General features: G+C 65.0%; 21 protein-coding genes and 1 pseudogene. 13 read left to right on the top strand and 9 right to left on the bottom strand.

The features are described 5' to 3' along the window. Nucleotides 1–111: 111 nt before the first annotated feature. Together ACZI8W_RS16020 and ACZI8W_RS16015 are read right to left on the bottom strand one after the other, a co-directional pair. Nucleotides 112–1,158, bottom strand: coding sequence for a porin PorA family protein (locus tag ACZI8W_RS16020; RefSeq protein ID WP_463369485.1), 1,047 nt, complete (start codon nucleotides 1,156–1,158; stop codon nucleotides 112–114). 428 nt (nucleotides 1,159–1,586) lie between these two features. Further along, nucleotides 1,587–2,546 carry an SDR family NAD(P)-dependent oxidoreductase gene (locus ACZI8W_RS16015; RefSeq protein WP_463369484.1) on the bottom strand — a complete coding sequence of 320 codons (960 nt, stop codon included), beginning with the start codon at nucleotides 2,544–2,546 and terminating at the stop codon, nucleotides 1,587–1,589. Between the two features lie 374 nt (nucleotides 2,547–2,920). Between ACZI8W_RS16015 and ACZI8W_RS16010 the strand changes: the two genes are divergently transcribed. The 5 genes from ACZI8W_RS16010 to ACZI8W_RS15990 all read left to right on the top strand — a co-directional run bounded on the left by ACZI8W_RS16010 (nucleotide 2,921) and on the right by ACZI8W_RS15990 (nucleotide 7,337). Continuing rightward, nucleotides 2,921–3,337 carry a GlcG/HbpS family heme-binding protein gene (locus ACZI8W_RS16010; protein WP_463369483.1) on the top strand — a complete coding sequence of 139 codons (417 nt, stop codon included), beginning with the start codon at nucleotides 2,921–2,923 and terminating at the stop codon, nucleotides 3,335–3,337. A gap of 88 nt (nucleotides 3,338–3,425) precedes the next feature. Continuing rightward, on the top strand, nucleotides 3,426–4,442 hold the full coding sequence (locus ACZI8W_RS16005; RefSeq protein ID WP_463369482.1) for an LLM class flavin-dependent oxidoreductase: 1,017 nt from the start codon (nucleotides 3,426–3,428) through the stop codon (nucleotides 4,440–4,442). Between the two features lie 5 nt (nucleotides 4,443–4,447). Beyond that, nucleotides 4,448–5,281, top strand: a complete 834-nt coding sequence (locus ACZI8W_RS16000; RefSeq protein ID WP_463369481.1) for an alpha/beta hydrolase — start codon at nucleotides 4,448–4,450, stop codon at nucleotides 5,279–5,281. Between the two features lie 94 nt (nucleotides 5,282–5,375). Beyond that, nucleotides 5,376–6,836 carry an aldehyde dehydrogenase family protein gene (locus ACZI8W_RS15995; RefSeq protein WP_463369480.1) on the top strand — a complete coding sequence of 487 codons (1,461 nt, stop codon included), beginning with the start codon at nucleotides 5,376–5,378 and terminating at the stop codon, nucleotides 6,834–6,836. A 111-nt stretch (nucleotides 6,837–6,947) separates the two neighbouring features. Next, entirely contained in the window at nucleotides 6,948–7,337 is a 390-nt protein-coding gene (locus ACZI8W_RS15990; RefSeq protein ID WP_463369479.1) for a nuclear transport factor 2 family protein, read from the top strand. 175 nt (nucleotides 7,338–7,512) lie between these two features. Here ACZI8W_RS15990 and ACZI8W_RS15985 read toward each other — a convergent pair whose 3' ends face one another. Further along, on the bottom strand, nucleotides 7,513–8,202 hold the full coding sequence (locus ACZI8W_RS15985; protein WP_463369478.1) for a TetR/AcrR family transcriptional regulator: 690 nt from the start codon (nucleotides 8,200–8,202) through the stop codon (nucleotides 7,513–7,515). 856 nt (nucleotides 8,203–9,058) lie between these two features. Between ACZI8W_RS15985 and ACZI8W_RS15980 the strand changes: the two genes are divergently transcribed. The 3 genes from ACZI8W_RS15980 (at nucleotide 9,059) to ACZI8W_RS15970 (ending at nucleotide 12,497) form a co-directional block, all read left to right on the top strand. Next, the gene (locus ACZI8W_RS15980; RefSeq protein ID WP_463369477.1) at nucleotides 9,059–10,033 is read left to right on the top strand and encodes a quinone oxidoreductase family protein; all 975 of its coding nucleotides are present in this window, start codon (nucleotides 9,059–9,061) and stop codon (nucleotides 10,031–10,033) included. A gap of 63 nt (nucleotides 10,034–10,096) precedes the next feature. Then, nucleotides 10,097–11,146: a TIGR03857 family LLM class F420-dependent oxidoreductase gene (locus ACZI8W_RS15975; RefSeq protein WP_463369476.1), complete on the top strand. Its 1,050-nt coding sequence runs from the start codon at nucleotides 10,097–10,099 to the stop codon at nucleotides 11,144–11,146. 109 nt (nucleotides 11,147–11,255) lie between these two features. Beyond that, the gene (locus ACZI8W_RS15970; RefSeq protein WP_463369475.1) at nucleotides 11,256–12,497 is read left to right on the top strand and encodes a DUF3500 domain-containing protein; all 1,242 of its coding nucleotides are present in this window, start codon (nucleotides 11,256–11,258) and stop codon (nucleotides 12,495–12,497) included. Between the two features lie 70 nt (nucleotides 12,498–12,567). On the opposite strand, the gene ACZI8W_RS15965 is transcribed toward ACZI8W_RS15970, so the two are convergent. Genes ACZI8W_RS15965 through ACZI8W_RS15945 form a run of 5 tightly spaced genes read right to left on the bottom strand, consistent with a single transcriptional unit; the run spans nucleotide 12,568 to nucleotide 17,464 of the window. After that, the gene (locus ACZI8W_RS15965) at nucleotides 12,568–13,203 is read right to left on the bottom strand and encodes a TetR/AcrR family transcriptional regulator (protein ID WP_463369474.1); all 636 of its coding nucleotides are present in this window, start codon (nucleotides 13,201–13,203) and stop codon (nucleotides 12,568–12,570) included. Nucleotides 13,204–13,255: 52 nt separating this feature from the next. Beyond that, nucleotides 13,256–13,726, bottom strand: a complete 471-nt coding sequence (locus tag ACZI8W_RS15960) for a MaoC family dehydratase (protein ID WP_463369473.1) — start codon at nucleotides 13,724–13,726, stop codon at nucleotides 13,256–13,258. Next, on the bottom strand, nucleotides 13,726–14,463 hold the full coding sequence (locus tag ACZI8W_RS15955; RefSeq protein ID WP_463369472.1) for an SDR family NAD(P)-dependent oxidoreductase: 738 nt from the start codon (nucleotides 14,461–14,463) through the stop codon (nucleotides 13,726–13,728). The genes ACZI8W_RS15960 and ACZI8W_RS15955 overlap by 1 nt, the downstream gene beginning before the upstream one ends. Before the next feature lie 27 nt (nucleotides 14,464–14,490). Further along, nucleotides 14,491–15,633 carry a thiolase family protein gene (locus ACZI8W_RS15950; protein WP_463369471.1) on the bottom strand — a complete coding sequence of 381 codons (1,143 nt, stop codon included), beginning with the start codon at nucleotides 15,631–15,633 and terminating at the stop codon, nucleotides 14,491–14,493. Between the two features lie 43 nt (nucleotides 15,634–15,676). Further along, nucleotides 15,677–17,464, bottom strand: coding sequence for an acyl-CoA dehydrogenase (locus tag ACZI8W_RS15945; RefSeq protein WP_463369470.1), 1,788 nt, complete (start codon nucleotides 17,462–17,464; stop codon nucleotides 15,677–15,679). Between the two features lie 268 nt (nucleotides 17,465–17,732). Between ACZI8W_RS15945 and ACZI8W_RS15940 the strand changes: the two genes are divergently transcribed. Continuing rightward, complete coding sequence (locus tag ACZI8W_RS15940; protein ID WP_463369469.1) at nucleotides 17,733–18,533, top strand: crotonase/enoyl-CoA hydratase family protein; 801 nt, start codon at nucleotides 17,733–17,735, stop codon at nucleotides 18,531–18,533. 101 nt (nucleotides 18,534–18,634) lie between these two features. On the opposite strand, the gene ACZI8W_RS15935 is transcribed toward ACZI8W_RS15940, so the two are convergent. After that, nucleotides 18,635–20,596, bottom strand: a complete 1,962-nt coding sequence (locus ACZI8W_RS15935) for a sensor histidine kinase (protein WP_463369468.1) — start codon at nucleotides 20,594–20,596, stop codon at nucleotides 18,635–18,637. Between the two features lie 615 nt (nucleotides 20,597–21,211). On the opposite strand from ACZI8W_RS15935, the gene ACZI8W_RS15930 reads away from it, so the two are divergent. The 4 genes and pseudogenes from ACZI8W_RS15930 to ACZI8W_RS15915 form a co-directional block, all read left to right on the top strand. Then, complete coding sequence (locus ACZI8W_RS15930; RefSeq protein WP_463369467.1) at nucleotides 21,212–21,757, top strand: flavin reductase family protein; 546 nt, start codon at nucleotides 21,212–21,214, stop codon at nucleotides 21,755–21,757. Nucleotides 21,758–22,790: 1,033 nt separating this feature from the next. After that, nucleotides 22,791–23,129 (top strand): hypothetical protein, encoded by a 339-nt coding sequence (locus ACZI8W_RS15925; protein ID WP_463369466.1) that lies wholly within the window; start codon nucleotides 22,791–22,793, stop codon nucleotides 23,127–23,129. After that, the gene (locus ACZI8W_RS15920) at nucleotides 23,119–23,259 is read left to right on the top strand and encodes a hypothetical protein (RefSeq protein ID WP_463369465.1); all 141 of its coding nucleotides are present in this window, start codon (nucleotides 23,119–23,121) and stop codon (nucleotides 23,257–23,259) included. Before ACZI8W_RS15925 ends, ACZI8W_RS15920 begins: the two co-directional genes overlap by 11 nt. Beyond that, nucleotides 23,256–23,867: pseudogene (locus tag ACZI8W_RS15915) on the top strand (ABC transporter permease); the annotation flags it as partial. The gene ACZI8W_RS15920 and the pseudogene ACZI8W_RS15915, both read left to right, overlap by 4 nt. Between the last annotated feature and the right edge of the window lie 202 nt (nucleotides 23,868–24,069).

Genomic DNA, 24,069 nt, shown 5'->3' with positions numbered 1-24,069 from the left:
CCATAGGTCCGCATTATGAACCTTGCTGTCTTGTGCATAGATCCGGCGCGCAACGGTGCCGAAGCATCATCGCGCGCCGGATCTAGTGCGCTGCAACCTGTATGAGGACAGTCAGGTGGTGGTTGTGGTGGTAAGCGGCTCGTCAGGTGTCTCGACGACGACCACGGGCGTGGGCGTGCGACGGATGAACGCAATGACGATCAGGATCAATCCGAGGATAGCCAGCGCGATCGGAACTACGATGCTGAACACTGTCTGCAGAGTCGACGCCGACGACGCGGTGTCGACCGCCTCCTGCAGTGACTCTGCGGTCGGGGATGCGGTCATCTGCATGACCGGTAGAATTCCCACGGCCTCACCACTGATATCCACTGCAGCTGTGATGGTCTGATCGAAGTCAACCGACAGCGGCGCACCGAGGCTCGTGTCGAACGCGATGTCGAACGAGGTGTCCTGGAGGTAGGTCATCGGGACGGCAGGCGGCAGGCTCGGCAGCGCGGCACCGATCTTCGCGGCCTCAGCGGGCGGAAGCTGCGTCGAGAGTCCTGCAACCGCTTCCACCGGCAGCACCGGCGGCATCGCCGCCAGGATCGCGGGGTCCACGATGGTGCCGACGGCCTCGACCGTGTAGCGCTGCACCTCTCGACCCGAGATCTCCGTCGTCTCCACGTAGTTCATCGGGTAGCTTCGGCCCGTGGACGGATCGTAGAAGCTCCGCTCCTCGTTCGGGTCCGCGTCAGGGCCGATGCCCACGGTGACACCGTCGTGGGGTTCGACTTCGACTCCGGCGGGAGCATCGGTGGGTTCGAGTGTCACGCGGTCGATGGCGAACACGTGGTCCGTCTTGATGTCGTTGCCGTTCTGGCCTGCGATGGTGAGGCCGGAGTGGATCACGGCGGTGTCGCCTGCGGTCTCTGACACATACACGTGCTGGGTGGCGGAGGCCGGGACGTCCCGGAGGAACAGGTTGGGGAAGTCACCCGACTGCAGCGCTTCGGGGTTGAGTACGGTCGCAACGCCTTCCATTGCCACCGTGGAGTTCAGGTCGGTGGGAAGCTTCGACATATTGGGGATGACGACCCAGTGCAGCACTGCCGCGGCGGCTATGAAAAGCACTCCCAGTGCCGAGAGGACTATCGATGATCGGCGAACGCGCAAGGTCCGGCCTCCTGTTGAGTGGATGATGCAGTGAGCGGACGCCGGTACGCGCAACCTGTCGCGTACGTGGTCGTTCCGATTGATCCGCGCAGGTGTGCGGGGGTTGCCTTCGAGGTGTGTCTCGACAGCGACGACAACACACCGAATATGACGTGTATCACGGTTGGCGGAGAAGTGTTGCGTAGCTCACTGATGGGGTGGGTAGGAGCGTACGCCTTGATGAATAGTCAGGCAACGTTTTCAGGGAAGGGGTTTGCAGCCGTTTCCCCGAGGGCTGAATCGCCCGAGCGGGTATGTGCCCATCCGGTCGGGCAAGCTGGCGATGAGTGAAATGTGTTCTGGCAAAGCGCGAGGCCGGTCGCGCCGCCGGTGAATTCGGCAGCGCGACCGGCCTCGCGGTCGGTGAGAGTGGCGTCAGGGGTGGTGGATCACGACCCTTCGACTGCCGCCAGCGCGGCGAGGGTGTCGTCGCTCGGGAACGAGGCGTCGGCGGTGCCGTCGATCGCCTGGATGACGGTCGGGTGCTGGGGGTGGAGTTTCTCGGCGGCTGTCGTCAGCTCCTCGAGGGTCCAGGACTTGCCGCCGTTGTCGAAGTGATCGCTGATGGACCAGCCTTCGAACACCGTCACGTTGTCGCCGATGACACCGAAGGCCCGGCCGGTGAAGCGGCACTGCGGCGACACGAGGTACGCCACGAGGTTTGCGGCATGCTCGGGGGCGAGGGGATCGAAGCCTTCCGGAACGTTGCCCATGAGTTCACCTGCAACGGCGACGCTGATGCGCGAGCGGGCGACCGGTGCCAGGCTGTTCACCCGGACGCCCAGCTCGGCCAGTTCGATGGCACAGGCCACCGTCAGTGCCGCCACGCCGGCCTTGGCGGCGACGTACATGGGATTGTTGGGCAGCGGGCTCAACCCCACACCGGATGTGGTGTTGACGATGCGCCGGCCAGCCTCAGGACCTTGCGACTTCCAGTAGGCGGAGGCCCAATGGCACACGGCGCCGGTGGCATTGAGTGTCACATCGACGGTGCGCTCCCAGTCCTGCCTCGTGACGTCGTAGATCATGTTGAAGCGCGAGATGCCGGCGTTGTTGACAACGATGTCCAACCGGCCGAAGTTCGACACCGCAGTCTGGATGAGGCCCTCGACGGCGTCCCAGTCGGACACGTCGGTGGTGTCGGCGACCGCGCGACCGCCGGCGTCGACGATCTCCTTGACTACGTCGTCGGCCGGGCCGCTGGTGGCGGCGCCGGTGCCGTCGAATTCGCCCCCGAGGTCGTTGACGACGACGGCTGCGCCCGCACGAGCCAGTGTCAGTGCGTGTTCACGGCCGATGCCGCGACCGCCACCCGTGACGATGGCGACCTTGCCAGCAAGTTCGGTCATTGTTTCTCCTTCGTGAGATGTCCGCTCGGGCATCGTTCTCTTCGCTTGACCGACTGGACCTTCCTGCGATTCCGCATCGTGTGCAGGTAGTCCGGTCGGGTTCGAGATGACGGGCGCGGATATGATGCGGTCTGTTCCGACGCGAATGCGGGGGTGTCCTGTGGTGGACACCACAGTCATAGCAGAATATTCATCAAGAGTACAGGATGGGCGTTCTGTCGTCATCGCCGCGTAGGTAGCTCGGATCGATCCGTGGAGGGGCATTGACGAAGTGACTCGCGTCACCTACCGTGATGAAAGTTCATCATGGAGAGTGGGTGTGACCCACCCGTACATCCCATCCCGATGCACGCAATCCTAGAGAAGGAGTCCAGGTGCGAGAACCACTTACTTTCGAGGTTGCCCACGCCGCCGCGAAAGCAGTGATCGAGGCCGGTGAGGAGCAGGGCCTGAAGCTTGCTGTCTCGGTCGTCAACCGCAGTGGAATCACCAAAGTGATCCTCGCCGGTGACGGGGCCGGACCCATCGCGGTCGAGACGAGTCGGCGCAAGGCCTACACCTCGGCCGTGACCGGTTTCCCGACAACGCTTTTCCAGCAGTTCGCCTCGGACCCGAGCATGGCCGCATCGCCGCCGCACACGCTTGATCCGAACCTTCTCCCGGCGCCGGGCGGTCTGCCGATCCAGGTGGACGGGGAGATCATCGGCGGCATCGGCGTCGGTGGCGCGGACGGTGCCACCGACGACAAGATCGCGGCACTCGCGCTCGAGCGCGTCGCAGGCCTTTTGTGAACCACCTCCGGCGCGCGCCCGTGCACCCGCGCGGGTCCGCGCCGGAGAGATCACCAGTCAGCTTCCTCGTCACGAAAGCGACACAGCCATGAGTATCAAGCCCTGGATTTTCGAGTTCTTCCACTCGATCCACGATCCCGACAGGCGCGACGACCCCGCAGAGGTCGCCGAGCACTTCCGTAAGTACTTCGACCTCTGGGTCGACGACGAGAAGCTCGGTTGGGAGGGAATCTTATTCAGTGAGCACCACTTCGGTCCCGGCTACAGCCCGTCGCCCAATCTGGTGATCGCCAATCTCGCCGCGCGGACATCGACCCTGCGGCTCGGTGCTCTCGGTACGGTCTCGCCGTACGCGACCCCGTGGCGAGTGGCCGAGGAGTATGCGATGCTCGACCACCTCACGGGTGGCCGCGTGGAAATCGGCGTGGTGAGCGGCATTCCACCGGAAATTGCCATCGTCGGAGTCACGCCCCAGCAGGCAGCGGAGGTTCACAACGAAGTTGTCGAGGTCCTGCTCGCTGCGGTCGCGAAGCCGACCGTGTCCCATCAGGGCAAGCACTTCTCGTTCGACAACATCCGGATCACGCCCGGGTTCCTCCAGGAGAACCCCCCGATCTGGACTGCCGCGCGGAGCGCGGGCTCGGCCCGAAAAGCGGGTGAGCGAGGGATGAAGATGTGCAGCGGCTTCCTTTCTGCGGAAGATCTCACCCCCGTGTACGACGCGTACCGCGAGGGTGCGAAGTCGGCCGGCAAATCCACCGGTGCAGACCAACTCGCGATCCGTCGAGCGATCTCGATCGCTGCGGACGACGGGTCGGTGGACGACGCGCTGACCTCGGCGGAGGACGGCTTCGCGGAGTTCATGAAGGCCAGCATGGAGGCCATGAACAGCCCGGACGCCCCCACACCGAAACTCGACCCCGCCGACCTCATTGCCGGAACGCCCCAGCAGGTGGCCGACGAGATCATCCGCCAGTGCACGGTACTGGGCGCCGGTCATTTCCTCGCCACGTTCAACATTTTCGACCACGGCGAGCTCCACCGCCAACACGAGCTGTTCGGTCGCGAGGTCATTCCGCGCCTGCGCGCAGCAGAGATCGGGTGAATCGTATGACTGACTTCGCGACCGTCGCCTACGTGACGGACGGCCACGAGCGACACCAACTCGACATCTTTCAGCCGTCGCCCGAGGCTCGCCTCGGTGTCGCCGTCCTCGTGTTCCACGGGGGTGCATTCCAGCAGGGCGACCGTACGGCGGTCCACGCGCGTTGCCGGGCACTGGCCGCGCGCGGAGTGACGGCTGTCGCCGTCGGCTACCGTCTCCTGAGTGACGCGCCGTGGCCGGCCCCCATCGAGGACTCGCGGGCAGCGGTGCGCTGGGCGGCGGAGAACCGCGGTCAGCTCGGCGGTGCCGACACGAAGATCGTTCTTCAGGGCCACAGCGCGGGCGCCCAGATCTCGCTGGTGACGGCGACGACGGCGGGAACCGACGGGGCTGCGTCTCCGGTCGACGGTGTCATAGCGTACTTCGCGCCGGCGGCCGTGGGCATGACTCCCGGCCCCGGCGTGGTTCCGGCCCCGATTCTCTTCGGCCCGGCGGCCACTCCCGAAATCGCGGCGGAAGCCAGCCCCGTGACCTATCTGGGACCGGACTTCCCTCCCACCGTCCTCGTTCACGGCGCTGCGGACAGGTTCATCGCTCCGGCGGGCAGCCTGCGCATCTTCGACGAGCTCAGCAAGGCAGGTGTGCGTACCGAACTGCACATCGTCGCAGGCCAGGACCACGAGTTCGACCTGACGCCCCGCTTCACCGAGTCCACGACCGACGCGGTGGTGAACTTCCTGCGGGCAGAGATCGTGGAAGCCGATCAGGCAGCGAAGGAGGCGGCCGAGTCGAACCCGTTCGTCTCCATGCCCGCGCCCGGAGGGCCTCCGCCAGCCTGACCCGGTCCACACCGGTTGGTGCCGAATTTATCTCGGCGTAGCTCCCCGAATCACCACCGCCTATCACGGATGGTCGAGAACGTAAGGAACAATCATGGCAATTCTGGATAACTCCCTCTGGACGGGAAAGGTGTTCACCGGCGAGTGGGTCTCGGGTGGTGGCGGGGAGTTCGAGGTTACCGAGCCCGCAACGGGCGAGAGCCTGGGTAGCGTCGGTCTCGCGTCCATCGCCGACGTGGAGGCAGCGGCGAAGACCGCGGCGGAAGCCCAGAAGGCGTGGGCAGCCCGCCCCCACGGTGAGCGCGCCGCCGTCCTTCGTCGGGCAGGCCAACTGTGGGAGGAGCACTCCGAGGAAATCTCGGAGTGGATCATCCGCGAAACCGGGTCGATCGCGAACAAAGCCGGCCTGGAGATCCACACCGCAGCGGACGAGTGCTTCGAGGGCGCGGCACTGGCGTCGCACCCCTACGGCGAGATCCTCCGCTCCGGGCAACCGCGACTGAGCTTCTCGCGCCGCGTGCCCGTCGGTGTGGTCGGCGTCATTGCCCCGTTCAACTTCCCCATCATCCTGTCGATCCGTGCCGTCGCACCCGCTCTGGCACTCGGAAACGCGGTCATCCTCAAGCCCGACCCGCGCACCGCGGTCAGCGGTGGTGTGCTCCTCGCCCGCATCTTCGAGGAGGCGGGTCTGCCTGCCGGACTCCTCTCCGTGCTACCCGGTGGCGCGGACGTCGGCGAGCAGATTGTGGTGGACCCGCGGGTCCGCGTCATCGCGTTCACCGGCTCCACGCGGGCCGGCCGGGCCGTCGGCGAGCTCGCAGGCAGGCACCTCAAGCGGGCTCACCTGGAACTGGGTGGAAACTCGGCGCTGATCGTCATGCCGGGTGTCGACATCGAGAACGCGGCGTCGATCGGATCCTTCGGCTCCTACATGCACCAGGGACAGATCTGCATGGCGACAGGACGCCACCTCGTCCACGAGTCGATCTTCGACGACTACGTCGCGGCACTCGCGGCTCACGCCGACGCCCTTCCCGTCGGCGACCCGAAGACCGGTACGGTCGCCCTCGGACCCATCATCGACGAGCGTCAGCGTGACAACGTGCACTCGCTGGTGACCGCCAGTGTCGATGCAGGTGCGCGCCTCGCCGCGGGCGGTAGGTACGAGGGTCTGTTCTACCGGCCGACGGTCCTCGCCGACCTCACCGCCAGCACACCCGCGTATGCGAACGAGGTGTTCGGTCCGGTTGCTCCGGTGACCTCCTTCCGGGACTCGGATCATGCCGCCGCGCTCGCCTCGGACTCCGAGTACGGACTGTCGCTCGGCATCGTGTCGACGGACGGACTGGCGGCGCTGGAGCTGGCCGGCCGGATTCCCACCGGCGCCGTGCACATCAACGACCAGACCGTCTCCGACGAGGCCACCGCTCCGTTCGGTGGGGTGGGGGCGTCGGGCAACGGCGGCCGCACAGGCGGACCGGCGCACAACCTGGAGGCATACACGGAGACCCAGTGGGTCACCATGCAGGCAGAACTCGCGCAGTACCCGTTCTGATCGAATGATCGCAGCGTGTGGGCGATATCCCGACGGACAGTGCTCGTCGGGGTGTCGTCCACACGCGTGTCAGGGCTGTCACCAACCCCGTAAGAATCGAAGGAAGGCACCATGAGCACCCCCTTTCCCGACACTGTCGAGAACGCCGAGAAGGCATGGCTGGACGTCTTTCTCGAGGGAGACCACGCGGGCATGCGCAGCCTGCTCCACCCTGAGTTCATCGCCGTCCACGGCCCGTCCGGGAGTATCCAGGGCGCCGATGTCTTCGCTGCCATGTCCGAGAAGCGCCCTCCGGCAGCGCGAATCGAGGTCTTCGAGCCGACGGTGCGGCAGGTCGGTGACGTCGCGACGGTGAGCTGTATCCAGGAGTTCCACGTCGCTTTCGAGCCGGACGTGCCCCCTTTCGCCTTCCAGGCCGCGTGCTCGCGGGTGTGGACGCGGGGCGAGGACGGCTGGCAGCTCCTTCACCTGCAGATGGCGCGCAGGATCGTACCGGGCTGACCTGCGGACGGTCACCGGCGAAGGGAAGGCGCGGACCTGTGACGGTCGGTGTCTTCCCTTCGTGCGTGCAGGTGCCGAATCCGGTGCCGCTGTCGCCGCTCGGGCAGTAGGGACGGTGTGTGAGCGACTCCCTCTGCGGTCGTGAGGTGTGCGGGATCGCCTACCGTTCGGAACGTCAGTCGGTCGGGCGGCCGAGGTGGCGTACGAGTCGGGCCAGCTGATCGGCATAGAAATCGACGAACTCGGGTTCGCCGGGGGCCACCGGGGACAGTGCCCGTGTCACGTGCGGTAGCGCCGTCGCGACGGTTGTGGCGGCGAAGAGCACCAGCGTGACGATGCCGGGATCGACGTCGGCGGGAAACTCACCCCTGGCCTGGCGTTCGCGCGAGTTGGCGAGCGACGGACCCAGACGTCCGATCAGGTCGACGTGATCGAGGTCTTGCTGACCGTCGTGAACCAGGGTCCGCGACCACGACGACAACTCGGCGGCAAGGCGAACGAAATCGGAGATGGTCTCGTCCGCCGTCTTCTCCAGGTTGACCAGATCGGTGCTCTGCGTGGCCCAGCGCTGGCTGAGGGTCTCGAACAGTCCGCGCTTGCCACCGAAGTGGTAGGTGATCAGCTGGTGAGCCACGCCCGCGCGCTCAGCGATCCGGACTACCCTCGCGTTGTCGTAGCCGACGCTGCCGAACTCCTCGGCGGCGGCATCGAGGATGAGCTGGCGGGTGCGCTCGGGGTTCCGTCGACGGCCCGGGTTGCTGGAGCGTCGTCGCCGTTGGGGCTGGCTCGCCGTCGGCCTCGCGTCCGCGTCGTGGTCGGATTTTTGGCTCGCGCGGGCGGCCGAGTGGGTTGACGTGCGAGACATGAGGCCGAATCTACCGCGACCGGACCGCGATCGGACACTCCTTCGGGCCCGGCGGTGTTGAGCACGCCTTCAACGGAACTCGGCCCGGCAACACGGTCAAGGGTAGCGTGCACGGGGCGGTCCACCGATAGTGTGGCGTTCGCCACGACTCGATCGATCGACGCTTCGGGGCGCGAACTCCTGATCGTCGCAGGTGGCGGACCGTGTGGTAGCCGGCACTGGGCGATCCGTGGGGCCGACGCCGTGAGCGTGGGATCCGGATGGCTCCCCGTACATTGACAAACATTCATCAGAGTTGCACTGTGTTCTGGGTAACATCAGAACATCGGTGTCGGGCAATTCACGTGGGCGTCCAGGTCGTGCAATTGTCGATCGCGGGACGGGAGACCGCCCTGGCTTTGCGCTCGGACAGGCGAAGCGGGGAACGGTCGAAACGCGGGACACCCGCGGACGAACGCACGACGGGGTTGGTGGATTTCCCGAGTGAAGGGCGGCGTTCTCGGGGTTCGCCCCTTGTCCGGTCGCTCGTTCGGCTGAAAGGATCGACCCGAGCCCGAGCCCGAGCACGGTGCGCGTTCTCGATGATCTGTCCCGCAGACAGTCCCTGCCGATCCCGAGGTAAATCGAATTCAGCTATCTGTCAAGTGTATTCGGCACGACACCGAAGTAGGACCCGAACATCGTGGTCGAAGCGGCACGGCCACGGCTCGGCGCTGACAGCGCCGGGATCGTCGCCCGATCGAGGAGTGGAAACAGCAATGGATTCATCGAGACATGATCGCTCCGCTCACAGAGCGTCTGCTCCGAGACGCCGTGGGCTCATGGTCTCCACGGTGACACGGACGGAGGCACGTTGATGCGTGCGGTGGTTGCAACCGGGTTCGGCGGTCCCGAGAAGCTCGTGGTCGTCGACCGGGCCGAGCCTGCTGCCGCTGACGGCGAGATCGTCGTGCGGGTCGAGGCGGCCGGGGTCAACTTTCGCGACGTGATGATGCGACGCGGCGCCTACCCGTCGTTGCCGACCCCTCCCGTCCCGATGGGATGCGAGGGCGCCGGTGTGATCGTCGGGGTCGGGGGCGGAGTGGAGGAGTTCGCCGTCGGTGACCGCGTCGCCTGGGCATTCACGGACGGGAGCTACGCGGAACTGGTCGCGGTACCGGCCGCTGGCGCGGTACGGGTGCCGGACGCAGTGCCGGCCTCGGTCGCGGGTGCCATGCTCTCGCAGGGGTTGACCGCGCACTACCTCGCTACCGCCGTCGGAGGTCCGCCAGTGGCCGGCGACAGCGCCCTGGTCCTGTCGGCGGCGGGAGGCGTGGGGCGACTGTTGACGCAGATTCTCACGCTCCACGGGGTTCGGGTGATCGCCGCTGTGTCCGATCAGGCCAAGGTCGAATCGGCACGCGCTGCTGGCGCGACCGACGTGATCGTCGGATACGAGTCCGTCGCCTCCGCCGCGAGGGGACTGACTGCGGACCGGGGTGTCGACGTGGTGTACGACGGTGTCGGCGGTGCGGAGTTCGCGTCGCGGCTGTCCGCGGTGCGTCGCAGGGGTGCCGTAGTGCTGTACGGCGCGTCCGGGGGAGAGGCGCCCCCGCTCGAGCTGGACACGCTGGCCGTGGCGGGCTCGATCACCCTGTGCCGTCCCGGTCTCGCCGACTTCATCGCGGAGCGGTCTGAGCTGGAGCGTCGGGTCGACGATCTGTTCGAGTGGGTTGCCACCGGGCAACTGGATGTGGCGATCACCGGCACTTTCGCGCTGGACGAGGCAGTCGATGTGCATCGCCTGATTGAATCACGATCCACCACAGGAAAACTCGTTATCATTCCCTGACCGAACACGGGCGTCTCACAGAACCCGGAGCGCGATCGCGCTTCTTCGACGAGGAGCAGGCACATGACGGATCGAGTTCTCGACGAGCTCGGGTTCTACTTGCTGTCGGGAGACGCGGCAGATCCTGCCGACCTGCCGGGGGAAGCCCGTCTGGCCGAGTGTCTCGGACTGGGCCGGGCGTTGCTGACCGAGCGGTGGAGGATGCAGATCGAGGTGGCGTCGCTGTCGGGCGCCGCGCTCGCCGCGACTTCGACCATAGCAGTCGGCACCGCTGCCACCAATCATCATCTGCGGCATCCGGTGATCTCGGCATCGTGGGCAGCGACGATGGATCGAATGTCCTTAGGGCGCTTCACCCTCGGGATCGGGCCGGGAGTGGCGGCGGTGTACCGGTCCTTCGGGTTGCCGCCGGTGACCACCGACCAGATGCGGGACTGGGCGACGTTGATCCGGCGACTGTGGACCGGAGAGGTGATCCGTGACCATACAGGCCCCGCCGGAGATTTCTCCGTTCTCCGGATCGACGCGACTCCTCTGAGCGGTGCCGTTCCGCTGTGCCTCGTCGCCTTCGACGACGACGACCTCGAACTCGGTGGCGAGCTGTTCGACGAAATTGTCCTGCACACTTTCCTTTCCAGTGCGATGACGGTCCGTGCCGTCGAGACTGTCAGGCGTGCCGCCGAGCGCGTGGGACGGGATCCGAGTTCGATTCGGATCTGGGCGTGCGTGGTCACTGCCGGGGATCATCTTCCCGAGGAGGTCCGGTTGCGGAGGACGGTCGGGCGGCTGGCCAACTACCTGCAGTATCTGGGCGAGGACTTCATCGCGGATTACGGCTGGTCTCCCGAGGTGCTCTCGAGATTCCGAAGTGACCCCCTTGTCGCGTCCTTCACCGAGCCGATCGACGGCAAGGCGACGGCTGACCAGTTGGGCCACATTGCCGCAATGCTTCCTGGAGACTGGAACGACTCTGTGGCAACAGGCTCGGTTCGCCGGTGTGTGGAGATCGTCAGGAGTCAGTTCGCGTGTGGCGTCGACGGTGTCATTCTGCACAGTACAACGCCTTCCGAGCTCGAACCGGTACTCATCGAATACCGGAAGAGTCGCGGGTGATCAAGACCCACGATCGACTTCGGCCAGAGCGAGCCCGCGCTGTGATCCAATGGTCCGAAGAGCGAAATTATCTGTCCCCCCGTAGTTTACCCAAACCAAGGAGGTCGCGATGGGCACCCCGATGTCTGCCGAATCGCCGCGAAAGTATTTCGGTTACACCGTTGGTGGTCCGGTCCCCGGTGTCCGAACCCACCACGGCATCTTCACGCCTCCTCCGCCGGACACACCCCCGGCCGAGTTCGTGGAGATGGTTCGACAGGGGACCGCAGCGCCCTTCGTCGGTATCACCTCCGACGGCGCCACGACACCAGAGGTCTACCCACTCGATCCGTCAGGGGTGGACAACAGTTCGACAGTCAACGCCGCGAGAACCTTCCTCGACTCGATCGACCAGTCCGACCTCCGGATCTTCGTGCAGCAGCCGGTCGATCACTGGCAGCGCCGTTCGTGGTTCAACGGTTCTCCGCTGTGGATGCCCGAGGGGATTCTCCTGAGCGATCTGCGTCCAGAACAGCGCGACCTGGCGCTCGAGATGGCACGGTGTGCGCTGGGGCCGGAGGGCTATGCGCTCATGCGTGACGTGATGCGGGCAACCGAGGCCGCCGGGATCGTGTGGAACATGTACCGCGACACATTGAACGAGTACGCGGTGTGGATCACGATCTGGGGTGAGCCCAACAACGACGGTCAGCCGTGGGGCTTTCAGTTCAGCGGTCTGCACGTCGTCATCAACGCCCTGTTCGTCAACGACCAGTTGGTCCTCGAGCCCTTGTTCTTCGGCGCCGAGCTGAAGATCGTCGATCGCGGTCCTCACGAGGGGCTGCAGCTGTTCCAGGACGAGGAGAATGCCGCCCTCGCATTGGGAAGGACTCTGACCGCCGAGCAGCGAGAGAAGGCCGTGACCTACCCGTCGATGCTGTCCGCGGATCTGCCTCCCGAGCGGGCGGGCTTCATCGACGGCCGACAGCTTGCGGGTTCCGGCAGGGACAACGCGGTGATCCCGTACGAGGGGATCACGCCGGCGGAACTGACGGTCGAGCAGCAGAAGCTGCTGGTCGATCTGATCGAGGTGTATCTGACACGTATTCCCGAGGGGCATCGCGATCAGCGCCGTGAACAGATCATGCGGTACTTCGACGAGTCCACCTACATCAGCTGGATCGGAGACCCGGCCGCACTTCCGTTCTACTACCGGATACAGAGTCCTTCGGTGGTCATCGAGTTCGATCACCATCCCGGACTGGGATTCACCGGTCCGCTGGAGCCGATCCCCGAGCACGTGCACACGCTGATGCGCATGCCGAACGGCGGTGACTACGGCTTCGCCCTGCTCGGCCAGCTCGCGGACTGATCAGCGCCGACATCCCCGCGGACGGCCGGTGAGATCTCGCTGCCGTCCCAGCGGGACTCGGAGATTCGGTTCAGCTCTGTCGGACTATTCCGGCCGTCCAGATTTCGGCCAGAGACCGTGCGACCTCGTCATTGGAGACGTCCTTGACGACCCCGTCGGCAAGGACGAACCGCTGGAAGGCGTAGAACTCCGTCATGGCACCCATCAGCTCCGCGGCGACGTCGACGTCGACGTCGCCGCGGAGCTTGTTGCTCTCCGTTCCGCGACGCAGCGCTTGCGCGATGCGGGAATAGAAGGCCCTCCGGGACGACGCCCAGAGCTCCTTCACCTCGGGATCGGTCTGACCGAGTTCGACGAGGACTCCGAACAGCGCCCGGTGCGACTCGTAGAACTTGAAGTACAGCTGCGTCGACCGGAGTACCGAATCCATGGGATCTGCCTCGTCCCAGGGAACGCGCACGAAGTCGAAGGCCTCGTCGGTGAGCTGTCGGAGCAGCACCAGCATGATCTCGCGGCGGTCCTTGAAGTAGCGGTAGAACGCACCGGCCGACAGCTCGGCCGCCGTCGTGATGTCCGTGATGCGCACCCCGGAGTAGCCGTGCTGTGCGAACAGCGACGTCGCAGCGGCAAGCAGCCGCTCGCGGGTGTCACGGCCTTTCGGGGTGGGTGGACGCCGGGTGGCGTCGACCGGCCGGTCATCGTTCACGTGGACTCCATTCTCCCCGCGCCACCCGCTGGGGGCTGAACTCGAATGTAGCTTAGGCGGGATCTGTTTCGGTGTCCGGCATGACCCGGATCAGGACATCGGTGACACAGCCCGGCTTGTCGGCGCCGTCGATCTCGACCGTGACCCGCACGGTGGCCTGCAGCCCGGTGGGAACCGCGATGACCGAGGTGATCTCTCCGTGCCCGCGGACTCGGCTTCCCACGGGAACCGGCCGGGGGAACCGGACACGGTCGGTGCCGTAGTTGACCGACATCCCGACCTCCTCGAGGTGGAGGATCTCGTCGAGGAACCCGGCCACGAGAGACAGCGTGAGGTAACCGTGCGCGATCGTGCTTCCGAACGGACTGCGTGCCGCGCGCTCGGGATCGACGTGGATCCACTGGTGGTCCTCGGTGATGTGCGCGAACGTGTCGATGCGATGCTGATTGATCTCGATCCACCGGCTGCGGCCGAGGTCGGTGCCCGCGGCCGTACTCAGTTCGCCGTAGGTGAGTGTGGGCATCAGATCGAGATTCCACCGTCGACCGGAAGCACCACACCCGTGATGTACCCGGCTTCACGGGACGCGAGGAACGCTACCGCAGCGCACATTTCGGACGCGTCGCCGAATCGGCCCATGGGGATGGCGGCGGCGAGTTCGGCTTTCTTCCCGTCCGGGATGGAGGCGACCATCCGGGTCTCGGCGTTGGGGGAGATGGCGTTGACGGTGACCCCGAACCGCGCGAGTTCCTTTGCAGCGGTCTTGGTGAAGCCGATGATCCCGGCCTTGGCGGTGCCGTAGTTCGCCTGGCCGGTGTTGCCGTGCAGGCCGGTGTACGAGGTGACGTTGACGACCCGGCCGTATTCCTGCGCGCGGAAGTGCGGGACGCAGGCCCGCGTGAGACGGAAGGTGCCGCCGGCATGGATGGACAGGACCTGATCCCAGTCCTCGTCGGTGAGCTTCCAGAGCACCTTGTCGCGCAGGATTCCGGCGTTGTTGACGATGACGTCGACGCGACCGGTCTCGGCGACGACCTGATCGACGGCGCGCTCGATGTCGTCGGAGTTGGACACGTCGCCGTGGAGCGCGCGTGCCCCGATCTCGGTTGCCGCCTTGCCGACCTCGTCCTTGTCGTAGTCCATGAGGTAGGTGTCGGCGCCCGCACCGACGAAAAATCGGCCCAGCTCGAGGCCGATGCCGCGGGCTCCGCCGGTGACGACGACGGTCTGACCGCTGAAATCGAATGTAAGGTTCTGCATGATCGTGCCTTCCGAAAGCGGTGGGTGTCAGAGAAGTTCGAGAATGGTGGCGTTCGCCTGTCCGCCACCTTCGCACATGGTTTGCAGTCCGTAGCGGATGGTGTTGGCGCGCATGTGATGCAGCATCGTTGTCATCAGTCGGGCGCCGGAACCACCGAGCGGATGTCCGAGCGCGATGGCGCCGCCCCGAGGGTTGACTTTCGCGAGGTCCGCGCCGAACTCGGCGGCCCACGCCAGGGTCACGGAGGCGAAGGCCTCGTTGACCTCGAAGACCCCGATGTCGTCGATGCTGAGCCCTGACTTGGCGAGAGCCTTGTGGGTGGCCGGGATCGGGCCGGTGAGCATCGGCATCGGAGCGGTGCCTGCCACCACCGCGGTGTGCACCCGCGCAATCGGCGTCAATCCGGACTTCGCGGCGGCCTCACTGGTCATCATCAGCAGCGCGGCGGACCCGTCGGAGATCTGCGAGGCGTTACCGGCGGTCGCCGTGCCGTCCTCGCGGAATGCGGGACGCAGCGACGCCATCTTCTCGATGGTGCCGCCGCGGCGGATACCTTCGTCGAGAGCAACGTGCGTGCCGTCGACGTCGATGGGAGCGATCTCGTCGGTGAACAGGCCCGCATCGGTGGCAGCGGCGGCACGCTCGTGCGACGCGAGGGCGAACTCGTCGAGTTGCCGGCGCGAGAGAGCCCACTTGTCGGCGATCTGCTCGGCACCCAACCCCTGATTGGGTGCCTCCGGTCCGTAGCGTTCGACATAGCGGGGACCGAAGGGGTTTCCGGTGGCCTGCGCCGAGCCCATCGGGATGCGCGACATGGATTCGACCCCACCGGCTACGACCACGTCGTACTGACCGGCGATCAGCCCGGCTGCCGCGAAATGTACCGCCTGCTGCGATGATCCGCACTGGCGATCGACGGTGGTGCCCGGCACCGATTCGGGCCAGCCGGCGGAGAGCACCGCGGTGCGGGCGACGTCGAAGGTCTGTTCTCCGACCTGGCTGACACAGCCCCACACGACGTCGTCGACGATCACCGGGTCGATGCCGGTGCGGCCGACGAGGTGGTCGAGGACGTGGGCGGACAGGTCCGCCGGATGAACAGAGGACAGCGAACCGTTGCGCCTACCGACGGGAGTGCGGACGGCGGCGACGATGACGGCATCGTTCATTGGGACAACTCGCTCTTCTGGAAGTAGGTGCAGAGACAGGGATTCACAGGCAGTCGGGGTCGAGCTCGATCAACTGGGAATCGACGGTCGCCAGCAGGTCGAATTGGGCATCGACCTTGGGAAGTTCGTAGGTGAAGAAATAGCGGGCCGCGGCGCGCTTGCCGTCGTAGAAGGTCCCGGTGCGGCCGTGCGCAGCGGTGACCTGCTCGAGCCACATCCAGGCCACCACCACGTGTCCCGCAGCTTCGAGATAGATCGTGGCGTTCGCCAGGGCACCTTCGGCATCACCGTCACGCCAGATCGTCGCAGTGATGTCCACGAGCCGGTCGACGCGTGCGGACAGCGCTTTCGCCCACTGTGCGTGGTCGCCCGGCGCGCGGTGCACGCTGTCGCGGATCTTCGCCGCGAGCAGTTCGAGACCAGCGCCGCCGTCGAGAACAACCTTGCGTCCGAGCAGATCCAGTCCGTGAATACCGTGGGTGCCTTCGTGGATCGGATTCAGGCGGTTGTCACGGTAGAGCTGCTCGACGTCGTGATCGCGCGTATAGCCGGCACCTCCGTGGATCTGGATCGCCAGATCGTTCGCCACCAGGCACCACTGCGACGGCCAACTCTTGACGATCGGGGTGAGCACGTCGAGCAGGCGGGTAGCGTCGGACCGTACTGCTTCGTCGTCGGCGGTGGTGCTTTCGTCGAGCAACTTCGCCGAGTAGAGAACCAGCGCCATCGCGCCCTCCGCATAGGCTTTCGAGGCGAGCAGCATCCGCCGTACATCCGCGTGCTCGACGATCGGTACCTGGGGGGTGGTCGGGTCCTTCTGGCCTGCACGACGCCCTTGCGGGCGCGTGCGCGCGTACTCGAGGGCCTGCAGGTAGCCGGTATAGCCGAGCGCCGCAGCACCCGCGCCGACCCCGATGCGCGCCTCGTTCATCATGTGGAACATGTACTCGAGGCCGCGGCCCTCGTCGCCGACGAGGTATCCGATCGCTCCTGCGTCCCCATCGGGGGTGAACACGCCCTCGCCGAAGTTGAGCATCGTGTTCGTCGTACCGCGATAGCCCATCTTGTGGTTGAGGCCGGCGAGGGCAACATCGTTGCGTTGTCCGAGTGAACCATCCTTGCCGACAAGATGTTTCGGGACAATGAATAGTGAGAGTCCCTTGACGCCCGCGCGCGCACCCTGAACTCGGGCCAGCGCGAGGTGGACGATGTTCTCGCTCAGTTCGTGCTCGCCCCCGGAGATCCACATCTTGCGACCGATCACGCGATAGCGCCCGGACCCGTCCGGTATCGCTCGGGTGGTCAGATCCGAAAGCGACGAGCCCGCGTGCGGTTCGGACAGGCACATCGTGCCGAAGTATCGACCCTCGAGCATCGGGGTGACATAGGTGTCGATCTGCTCGGCCGTGCCGAATTCGAGAAGTAGATTGGCGTTTGCCATCGTCAGCATCGGGTACCCGCACGTCGCGATGTTGGCGGCCTGGAACCATGCGAAGCACGCTCGATGTACGACATGTGGGAGCTGAATGCCGCCGACTGCCTCGTCCACGGTTGCGGCCAGTAGTCCGGTCTCGCCGAACGCGGTCAGTGCCTGACCGACTTCGTCGATGATGTGTACACGGGTGCCGTCGTAGTGCGGTTCGTTCAGGTCTGCGGCGCGGTTGTGAGGGCGAAACAGGCGCTCGGCCAATGCTTCCGACACGTCGAGGACGGCATCGAAGGTGCCCTTCGAATGGTCACGGTATCGGGGGTTCTCGGTCAGTGCTTCTACATCGAGCCACTCGTAGAGCAGAAACTCCAGATCATGACGCGAGAGCAGTGTCGAGCTCATGTGTTGGCCACTTCCTCGGCATGACCGGTGCGTGTGCATCGGTGGGAACGTATGGGTGTCGGGTTCGTTGCACGACGCCCGAGGTCCGGATCTCGGCGAAAATGCGGGCACCCGAGGCGGTCGGCACGTCCTGCCCCACGGTAGATGAAGCCTCAATATTTGTAAATGTTGCATCACTTTTATTTTTCGGGGAGGCTGTACGAGGTGATGTTCAGGCCCGGGACTGCAGCGCGTACATCCCCGGGCGATCTTCGAGAGAGGAACCACTGTGAAGACCGGTACCCACCACGACGATGTCGTGCTCTTCCGCCGTGAAGGCGCTATCGGCATCATCACGATCAATCGGCCTCAGGCGATGAATGCGGTCGATGCTGCAGTGTCCTCAGCGCTCGGAAAAGCACTGGACGAGCTGGATGCCGATCCGCACCTCCGCGTCGGCGTCATCACCGGTGCCGGCCGCGCGTTCTGTGCAGGAGCCGATCTGAAAGCAGTGGCCGCAGGGCATTCATTTCTGGCACCCGACCACCCGGAGTGGGGTTTCGCCGGACTTGTCCAGCACTATGTGGACACCCCGCTGATTGCAGCGGTGAACGGATTCGCTCTCGGCGGCGGCACAGAGATTGTTCTGGCCTGTGATCTCGCGGTGATCAGCGAGGCGGCGACCCTCGGTCTTCCCGAAGTAACCCGTGGCCTGATCGCGGGCGCAGGGGGAGCCCTCCGTCTACCGGATCAGATGCCCGCCAAGCTCGCCGCTGCTGCGATACTGACAGGCGAACCGATCTCGGCGCAGTCGGCCCTGCAGTGGGGCCTGGTCAACGAAGTCACAGCACCGGATCGGGTCCTTCCAACAGCAATGCGGCTGGCGGAGACGATCGCGAACAACGCCCCGCTCGCGGTGACCGCCAGCAAACGTCTGATGGCACACCGGCGCGATTTCGGGTCCGATTGGAGCCCGCAGACGTGGGCGATGAACAGCAGTGAATTGGACGCCGTTCTCGCCAGTGAGGATGCCAAGGAAGGGACGACCGCTTTCGCGGAGAAGCGCGCGCCCATCTGGTGTGGCCGGTAGCGCTCGGGGCGGCAAGTGGCCGCTCGAGGCTGAACTCGGCGACCACTCGCGCATGATCTTCTTGGGTCGTTCACTCCGTGTATCTCACAGTGGAATTGAATTTATCCGTCGGTAGGGCTGGGGGTGAAGGAACCACGGCGAGTATTGTCTTCGGTTTCGAGCGCCACGTCGAGATCAGGAAGTCGACGTGGACGGTCGACGGTCGTCCACTCGGTTTTGATCCCCTGTCCGTGGAATGCCGCCGAAGGCAAGTACACGCTTGCGGTGATCCCGCGTACCGAACCAGCGTCTGTGGTGGGGCGAAGTCGTACCCACAGCCCGTGACGTTGAGCAACCTGGCCTGCTACGTATAGGCCCATGTGCCGAGCAGCCTGCGCATCGGTCTCGCTGCCTTCGGCAAGTCTTCGATTGATTCGCTCCAATTCCGTAGGGGGGATTCCGATTCCTCGATCGATGACTTCGAGCAGCAGACCATTCTCGGTCGCAGGAGAGACCACCAAGAACACCGACGTGCTCGGGTCCGAGGCACGCAGCGAATTGTCCAGTAGTTCGGTGAGCAGGTGGATCAGGTCATCGACTACACCGCCGGACAGAGTGACGGGGGGTACGGCTCCGAGCCGGATACGCTCATAGTGCTCGACTTGTGAGACCGACGCGCGCATGATGTCTTCGAGTGGGGTAGCGGCACGGGATGCGTGGCGACTGCGAGTTCCGGCCAGAACCAGGAGTGATTCGCCGGTGCGGCGCATACGTGAGGCAAGGTGGTCGAGTTCGAACAGTCGCTGTAGCCGTTCCGGATCGCGTTCCTGGAATTCGAGTGCCTCGATCAGGCTCAATTGGCGGTCGACCAGGGAGCGATTGCGGCGTGCGAGGGTTTCGAGCATGGCGGTGATCTGATGACGTAGCGCAGCCTGTTCGGCTGCCAGCCGTACTGCCTGGGCGCTGACCCCGTCGACGGCACGGGCGACCTCTCCGATCTCTTCTGCGGTGTCCATGCCGATGGGAGTGATTGCGACGGTAGCGGGATCGGATCCTTCTCGGATCGCGGCGACCGCTGCGGGTAGCTCCTGGTAGGCGGCGCGGGCGGTGTCGTCCCGTAGTCGACGCAGCGACGAAATCAACAGCCTTGCCAGGACAAGAGCGACGGCGACCGCGCACGCGACGGCGATCGCGACGAAGATGGCGGTGCGGATCGCCGCAGCTTGTGCTGCGTCGCGCTGCTCGTTCAGCGCGGTCACGATCCGGTCGACCGATGCGTCGATCAGCCGACCGCCGGTTTCCACGCTGGTGAGCAGGGAGCCGGAGAGGGCCTGGATGTCGACTGCTGCGGAGTCCGAGTTCAGGAGCATGGCATGACGAGTCTGTGCCGCTGTTCGCAACTCCTCGAGGGCCTCCTGGTCTTCCTCCGTACCGCGTAGCGCCGAGTACACGCCGCGTTCGATAGCGAACGCCGTCTCCAACATTTCGCGTGCCAGGTCCGAATCCAGAGCGGGTCGAGTGAACGCGGCGGCCTGATCGAAGGGCAGGAAGCGTGCCTGCCACAGATCCAGCAAACGCTCCGACTCGCTGAAAGCGGCGGCATTCTCTGCCTGACCGACCAATGCACGCACCGTGTGTTCCACTTGCATGCCGAACGCGCGCAACTGCTCGGTCCTCATCGGCACGGTACTGCCGTCCGAAGCGGAGACTCGTATGAGTTCGCTGCCGACATCCAAGATTCGGCCGATCTCTTCGGCTACATCGGGGTCGAGATCCTCCCGATTCGAAAGCTCCGCTACCTGGGCGCTGTAATCATCGAAGAGTGCGCTTTCCTCCGTCTGTTGTAGCCCGTAGTCTGCGACCCCCACCACTGCTCCGACGCTGGTCGCATAGGCCATGACTGCCGGCAGGGCCGAGATCTGCTCGGCTAGTGCTGCTGACCGAGATGCGCGCTGCACCTCGCCGGAGATCTGTATTGCGCCGAACCCGCTGAGTACGAGCAATGGCACCGCAACGATCACCGCTGCTTTTGCGCGGACACTCCAGTTTCGGGGATGGATGTTCCGAGGTTGGACCGAAGTCATCACGGGATCGGGCCTTTCATGCCAAAGAGAGGAGTGTGCGTTGCTGACGGCTTGGTCCGGCTATGGCTATGGCTGCGAAAGAGTACGTGTGCCTGGCGTACTGTGGCCTCGCAGGATGCTAGGTAGTGATGGGAAATTCGTCAATGCCTCAGGAACGCATGAGGAGTCGGAACTCGTGTGATCCAATACGAGTCGAGTCGGTTGCCTCGTCGATGCTGAGCCCGAGTGCTCAGCGTTTCGCCGGTCAGCAGATCGCATGCGCCGCGGAACGAATGAGCTGCGTGGACCACGAGCAACCCGCTCATCTCACAGAGTATTCATCGTGCCTAGCGTGAACTGGTGTCTTACATTACAACACGGCAGAAGTCGGGCCCCGCACTCCGGGGGCGGGGTGCGGGTGGTAACTCTTGACAAATATTCATCAATCTACCACGATTGGCTGGTAAGCGACTTCGGTCCCGCAAGACCCACTCCGAGTCCGGGCACGGACCGAGATTTCCGCACGTTCACGGCTCTACCGCCACCAACAGTGCGTTCTGATGGTCGGTACGGCTCGGTGCACTCGGTCGTCCGGAGCAAGCTGCACGCCAAACATTCAGAAAGGACTGCTCAGCAATGGCTTCCACAGATCCGAATCGGCCGAACCAGGATAGCGCTGGAGAGGAGGCTACGCCGACTCTGTCTATCCGCGAGGTTCTGTCGCTGCTGCCGCTCAGCGTCGCCGTCGTGACGGCAGTCGATGATGAGGGGCCGACGGGATTGACCATCGGGAGTTTCCTCTCGCTCTCGGTAGACCCGCCGCGAGCGGGGTTCCTGGCGGCGCTCTCGTCGACGAGCCTCCCCCGGGTACGGAAAGCAGGGAACTTCTGTGTGAACGTACTGACCGCTGATCAGGCGCACCTCGCCGGCGCGTTCGCGGCTCAGGGCGTCGACAAGTTTGCAGACGTGAGTTGGAAGCCATCGCCGGGGACCGGTTCGCCGGTGCTCGAGGGTGTCGCGGCGTGGGTTGACTGCCGGCTGGCTGAGGTGTACGAAACCGGTGATCATTGCATCGTGATCGGCGATGTGGTCGGTCTCGATTCGGTACCGGGGACGCAGTCACTACTTTTCCACCAGGGTCGGTTCTTCGGACTGCCGGCCCAAGAGCCGGCCACCTCGTAGCGGCGACCGACGGCGATGCGGCCGGAGGTAGAGACACGCGGTGATCGCAGTTGCGAAACATGTGAAGTGGTTGTGAAACATATGGAGCAACAGGAGTATTGACTACTGCGGCGTCCGGCTCGATTCGGGATGCCATATATTCGCACCCTGCGAGGTCGTGCGATCGCGATCCCGCGGGGTGGTAGCTGTGCGCAACTACGTCCGCTGCGCCGAGGGGTGTTGCCGACAGGCGAGGCGCTATCGATATCAGCCGTGAGGAGGGACGAATGTTTCGTCCCAGTCGGGTAACTCCGGTATTTGTGGCGCAAGGATGGAGTCGGCAACTACGAGCACGAGGGTCAGTGCATGACCGGCAGGCCGAAGGAAGAAAGTGGAGATCATCAGGCCACTTTCACGATTCGTTGGTAACCACCTGTGTCGACTCCCGTGCGGGCCGTTACTCCGCGAGGTAGTACTGGATGGGGAACCGGTAGAGGGTTCCGCTGTGGGGATGGGGGGATGTCCAGCATTCGGAGTGCCTCCCGTATCACTGCCGAGTCTTCTGCGCTCGGTGAGGTTCCGGTGAGTGTTCGGAAGACGATCTCGAGGTCGGACTCGGCCAAGGTGGCGTCGGCGACGCGGGAACTTGTGGTCGGGAGGGCGGCATAGTTCATGATTCTCCTGGGGAATCGAGCAGTCGGCACAGATCAACTCCTGATTGCGTGGAGTGCGAAAGCGGGCCGGGTGCTGATGGGCAGGCGTGTGGCTCGCCCAGGTGCTACCGGCCGCCTTGTGGTGTGAGCCCGGAAGCAAAAATAGTGAACATTCATCAATGTAGACGGCCGGGGGCGTCCGGTCAATGAAACATCGGTCGCAGTGCCTTCGCCGCGTACCAGGATCGGCTTCCTACGTCGGCACCGTCGAAATGGGTGGGCGCGCGATCGCCGAGCAGCGCGCACTCGTGTCGGCCACCATTGCCTCCTCTCCGCTTCGAGGTTCGGGCTGACCTGGTACCTGTCTCGGCAGCCGGTGCCGCACCCGTAGGAGTTGAGACATGGTGTGGGACAGGCTCAGCGAGGTGTCCAGCCGATTGCGTGCCCATCCAGTGCTCCTCGACGTCGGCCTTGCGGTGCTCGTCGGGGCGGCGGCGATCGGGTCGTACCTGAGCGATTCCGACCATGAGCCGTTCGACACGACGCTGACTCCGGCGCTGGTCACCCTGCTCGTGGTGGCTTGCGCGCTGTTGACCCTGCGCAGGAGGTTCCCGTGGCCGGTGTGGGCGCTGACCACCGGGTCGCGCGGGCCTGTGCCACGGCGTGCTGGCCTCCCGGGAGAACGGCCGTCTCGAGGTGCGCGGGCTGAGTTCCTCGGCCATCGGCGACGTGGCTGCTGAGCACGGACTCCGTATTCACGAACTCGCGCCGGTCGAGGCTTCGTTGGAAGCGGCTTATCTCGAACTCACGAAGGGCAGCGTGGAGTACTCCGCGACCGTCGCCACCGCACCGGGAAAGGCAGCCGGATGACCATCACCCGCGAAACCGAAGAAGTGGCGGTCGCGACGCGAGTTCGCGTCCCCAGCCAACCTCAAACGCTCGGTAGGGCGATTGTCTCGGAATGGATCAAGATTCGGAGCCTGCGCAGCACCTGGATCAGTCTGGGCGCGGTGGTCCTCATACTGGTCGGTTTCGGCGCGATCGCCGCCGCTGTCTCCACCGGATCGGTGGCTCCGCCGGACGGAGAAGGTCCGCCCGGATTCGGCGATGCCGGCGCTCTGCAGACTGTATTGACGGGCGCCAACTTCGCAGTGCTGCTCCTCGGGGTGATCGGCGCGCTGACCGGGGCGCGTGAATACGGTTCCCGGATGATCACCGCGACGGTGGCCGCGGTGCCGCGTCGCTGGCAGGTGGTTGTCGCGAAAGCTGTTGTGCTGTCCGCCGTCTCCCTCATTACATCTCTGATAGGCGTGGTCGGGGCATTCGGCGTCGGTATGGTAATCCTGTCGGCAGGTGGGGGAGAAACGGTTTCGCTGAGCGACGGGGAGGTACTGCGTTCCGTGCTCGGCATGGCCGGCTATCTCACCGCGATCGCGCTCATCGGCTTGGGGTTGGGCGTCATGCTGCGGGGAGTGGCGGCGAGCATCGGTACGTTGATCGCGGGTGTCCTGGTGCTGCCCGCCATCGCGAGCGGTCTCCTGCCGGACAGCTGGGATTCGCTGTTGCAGTACCTTCCGTCCTCGGCCGCCGCGGCCTTCACCGTCGTGATGTCGCCGACCGGCGCGGTCTTGAGCGCAGGAGCAGGCGCCGTGGCCTTGGCGGTCTGGGTTGTGTTGGCTC

The sequence above is a fragment of the Rhodococcus ruitaii genome, from assembly GCF_055230935.1.
This window is presented reverse-complemented; position numbering and strand designations above follow the sequence as displayed.

Excerpts from the sequence above, each read along its gene's own strand:
- ACZI8W_RS16015 (WP_463369484.1), bottom strand. The coding sequence starts at position 2,546 with ATGACCGAACTTGCTGGCAAGGTCGCCATCGTCACGGGTGGCGGTCGC.
- ACZI8W_RS16005 (WP_463369482.1), top strand. The coding sequence starts at position 3,426 with ATGAGTATCAAGCCCTGGATTTTCGAGTTCTTCCACTCGATCCACGAT.
- ACZI8W_RS16000 (WP_463369481.1), top strand. The coding sequence starts at position 4,448 with ATGACTGACTTCGCGACCGTCGCCTACGTGACGGACGGCCACGAGCGA.
- ACZI8W_RS15995 (WP_463369480.1), top strand. The coding sequence starts at position 5,376 with ATGGCAATTCTGGATAACTCCCTCTGGACGGGAAAGGTGTTCACCGGC.
- ACZI8W_RS15990 (WP_463369479.1), top strand. The coding sequence starts at position 6,948 with ATGAGCACCCCCTTTCCCGACACTGTCGAGAACGCCGAGAAGGCATGG.
- ACZI8W_RS15985 (WP_463369478.1), bottom strand. The coding sequence starts at position 8,202 with ATGTCTCGCACGTCAACCCACTCGGCCGCCCGCGCGAGCCAAAAATCC.
- ACZI8W_RS15980 (WP_463369477.1), top strand. The coding sequence starts at position 9,059 with ATGCGTGCGGTGGTTGCAACCGGGTTCGGCGGTCCCGAGAAGCTCGTG.
- ACZI8W_RS15975 (WP_463369476.1), top strand. The coding sequence starts at position 10,097 with ATGACGGATCGAGTTCTCGACGAGCTCGGGTTCTACTTGCTGTCGGGA.
- ACZI8W_RS15970 (WP_463369475.1), top strand. The coding sequence starts at position 11,256 with ATGGGCACCCCGATGTCTGCCGAATCGCCGCGAAAGTATTTCGGTTAC.
- ACZI8W_RS15960 (WP_463369473.1), bottom strand. The coding sequence starts at position 13,726 with ATGCCCACACTCACCTACGGCGAACTGAGTACGGCCGCGGGCACCGAC.
- ACZI8W_RS15955 (WP_463369472.1), bottom strand. The coding sequence starts at position 14,463 with ATGCAGAACCTTACATTCGATTTCAGCGGTCAGACCGTCGTCGTCACC.
- ACZI8W_RS15950 (WP_463369471.1), bottom strand. The coding sequence starts at position 15,633 with ATGAACGATGCCGTCATCGTCGCCGCCGTCCGCACTCCCGTCGGTAGG.
- ACZI8W_RS15945 (WP_463369470.1), bottom strand. The coding sequence starts at position 17,464 with ATGAGCTCGACACTGCTCTCGCGTCATGATCTGGAGTTTCTGCTCTAC.
- ACZI8W_RS15935 (WP_463369468.1), bottom strand. The coding sequence starts at position 20,596 with ATGACTTCGGTCCAACCTCGGAACATCCATCCCCGAAACTGGAGTGTC.
- ACZI8W_RS15930 (WP_463369467.1), top strand. The coding sequence starts at position 21,212 with ATGGCTTCCACAGATCCGAATCGGCCGAACCAGGATAGCGCTGGAGAG.
- ACZI8W_RS15925 (WP_463369466.1), top strand. The coding sequence starts at position 22,791 with ATGGTGTGGGACAGGCTCAGCGAGGTGTCCAGCCGATTGCGTGCCCAT.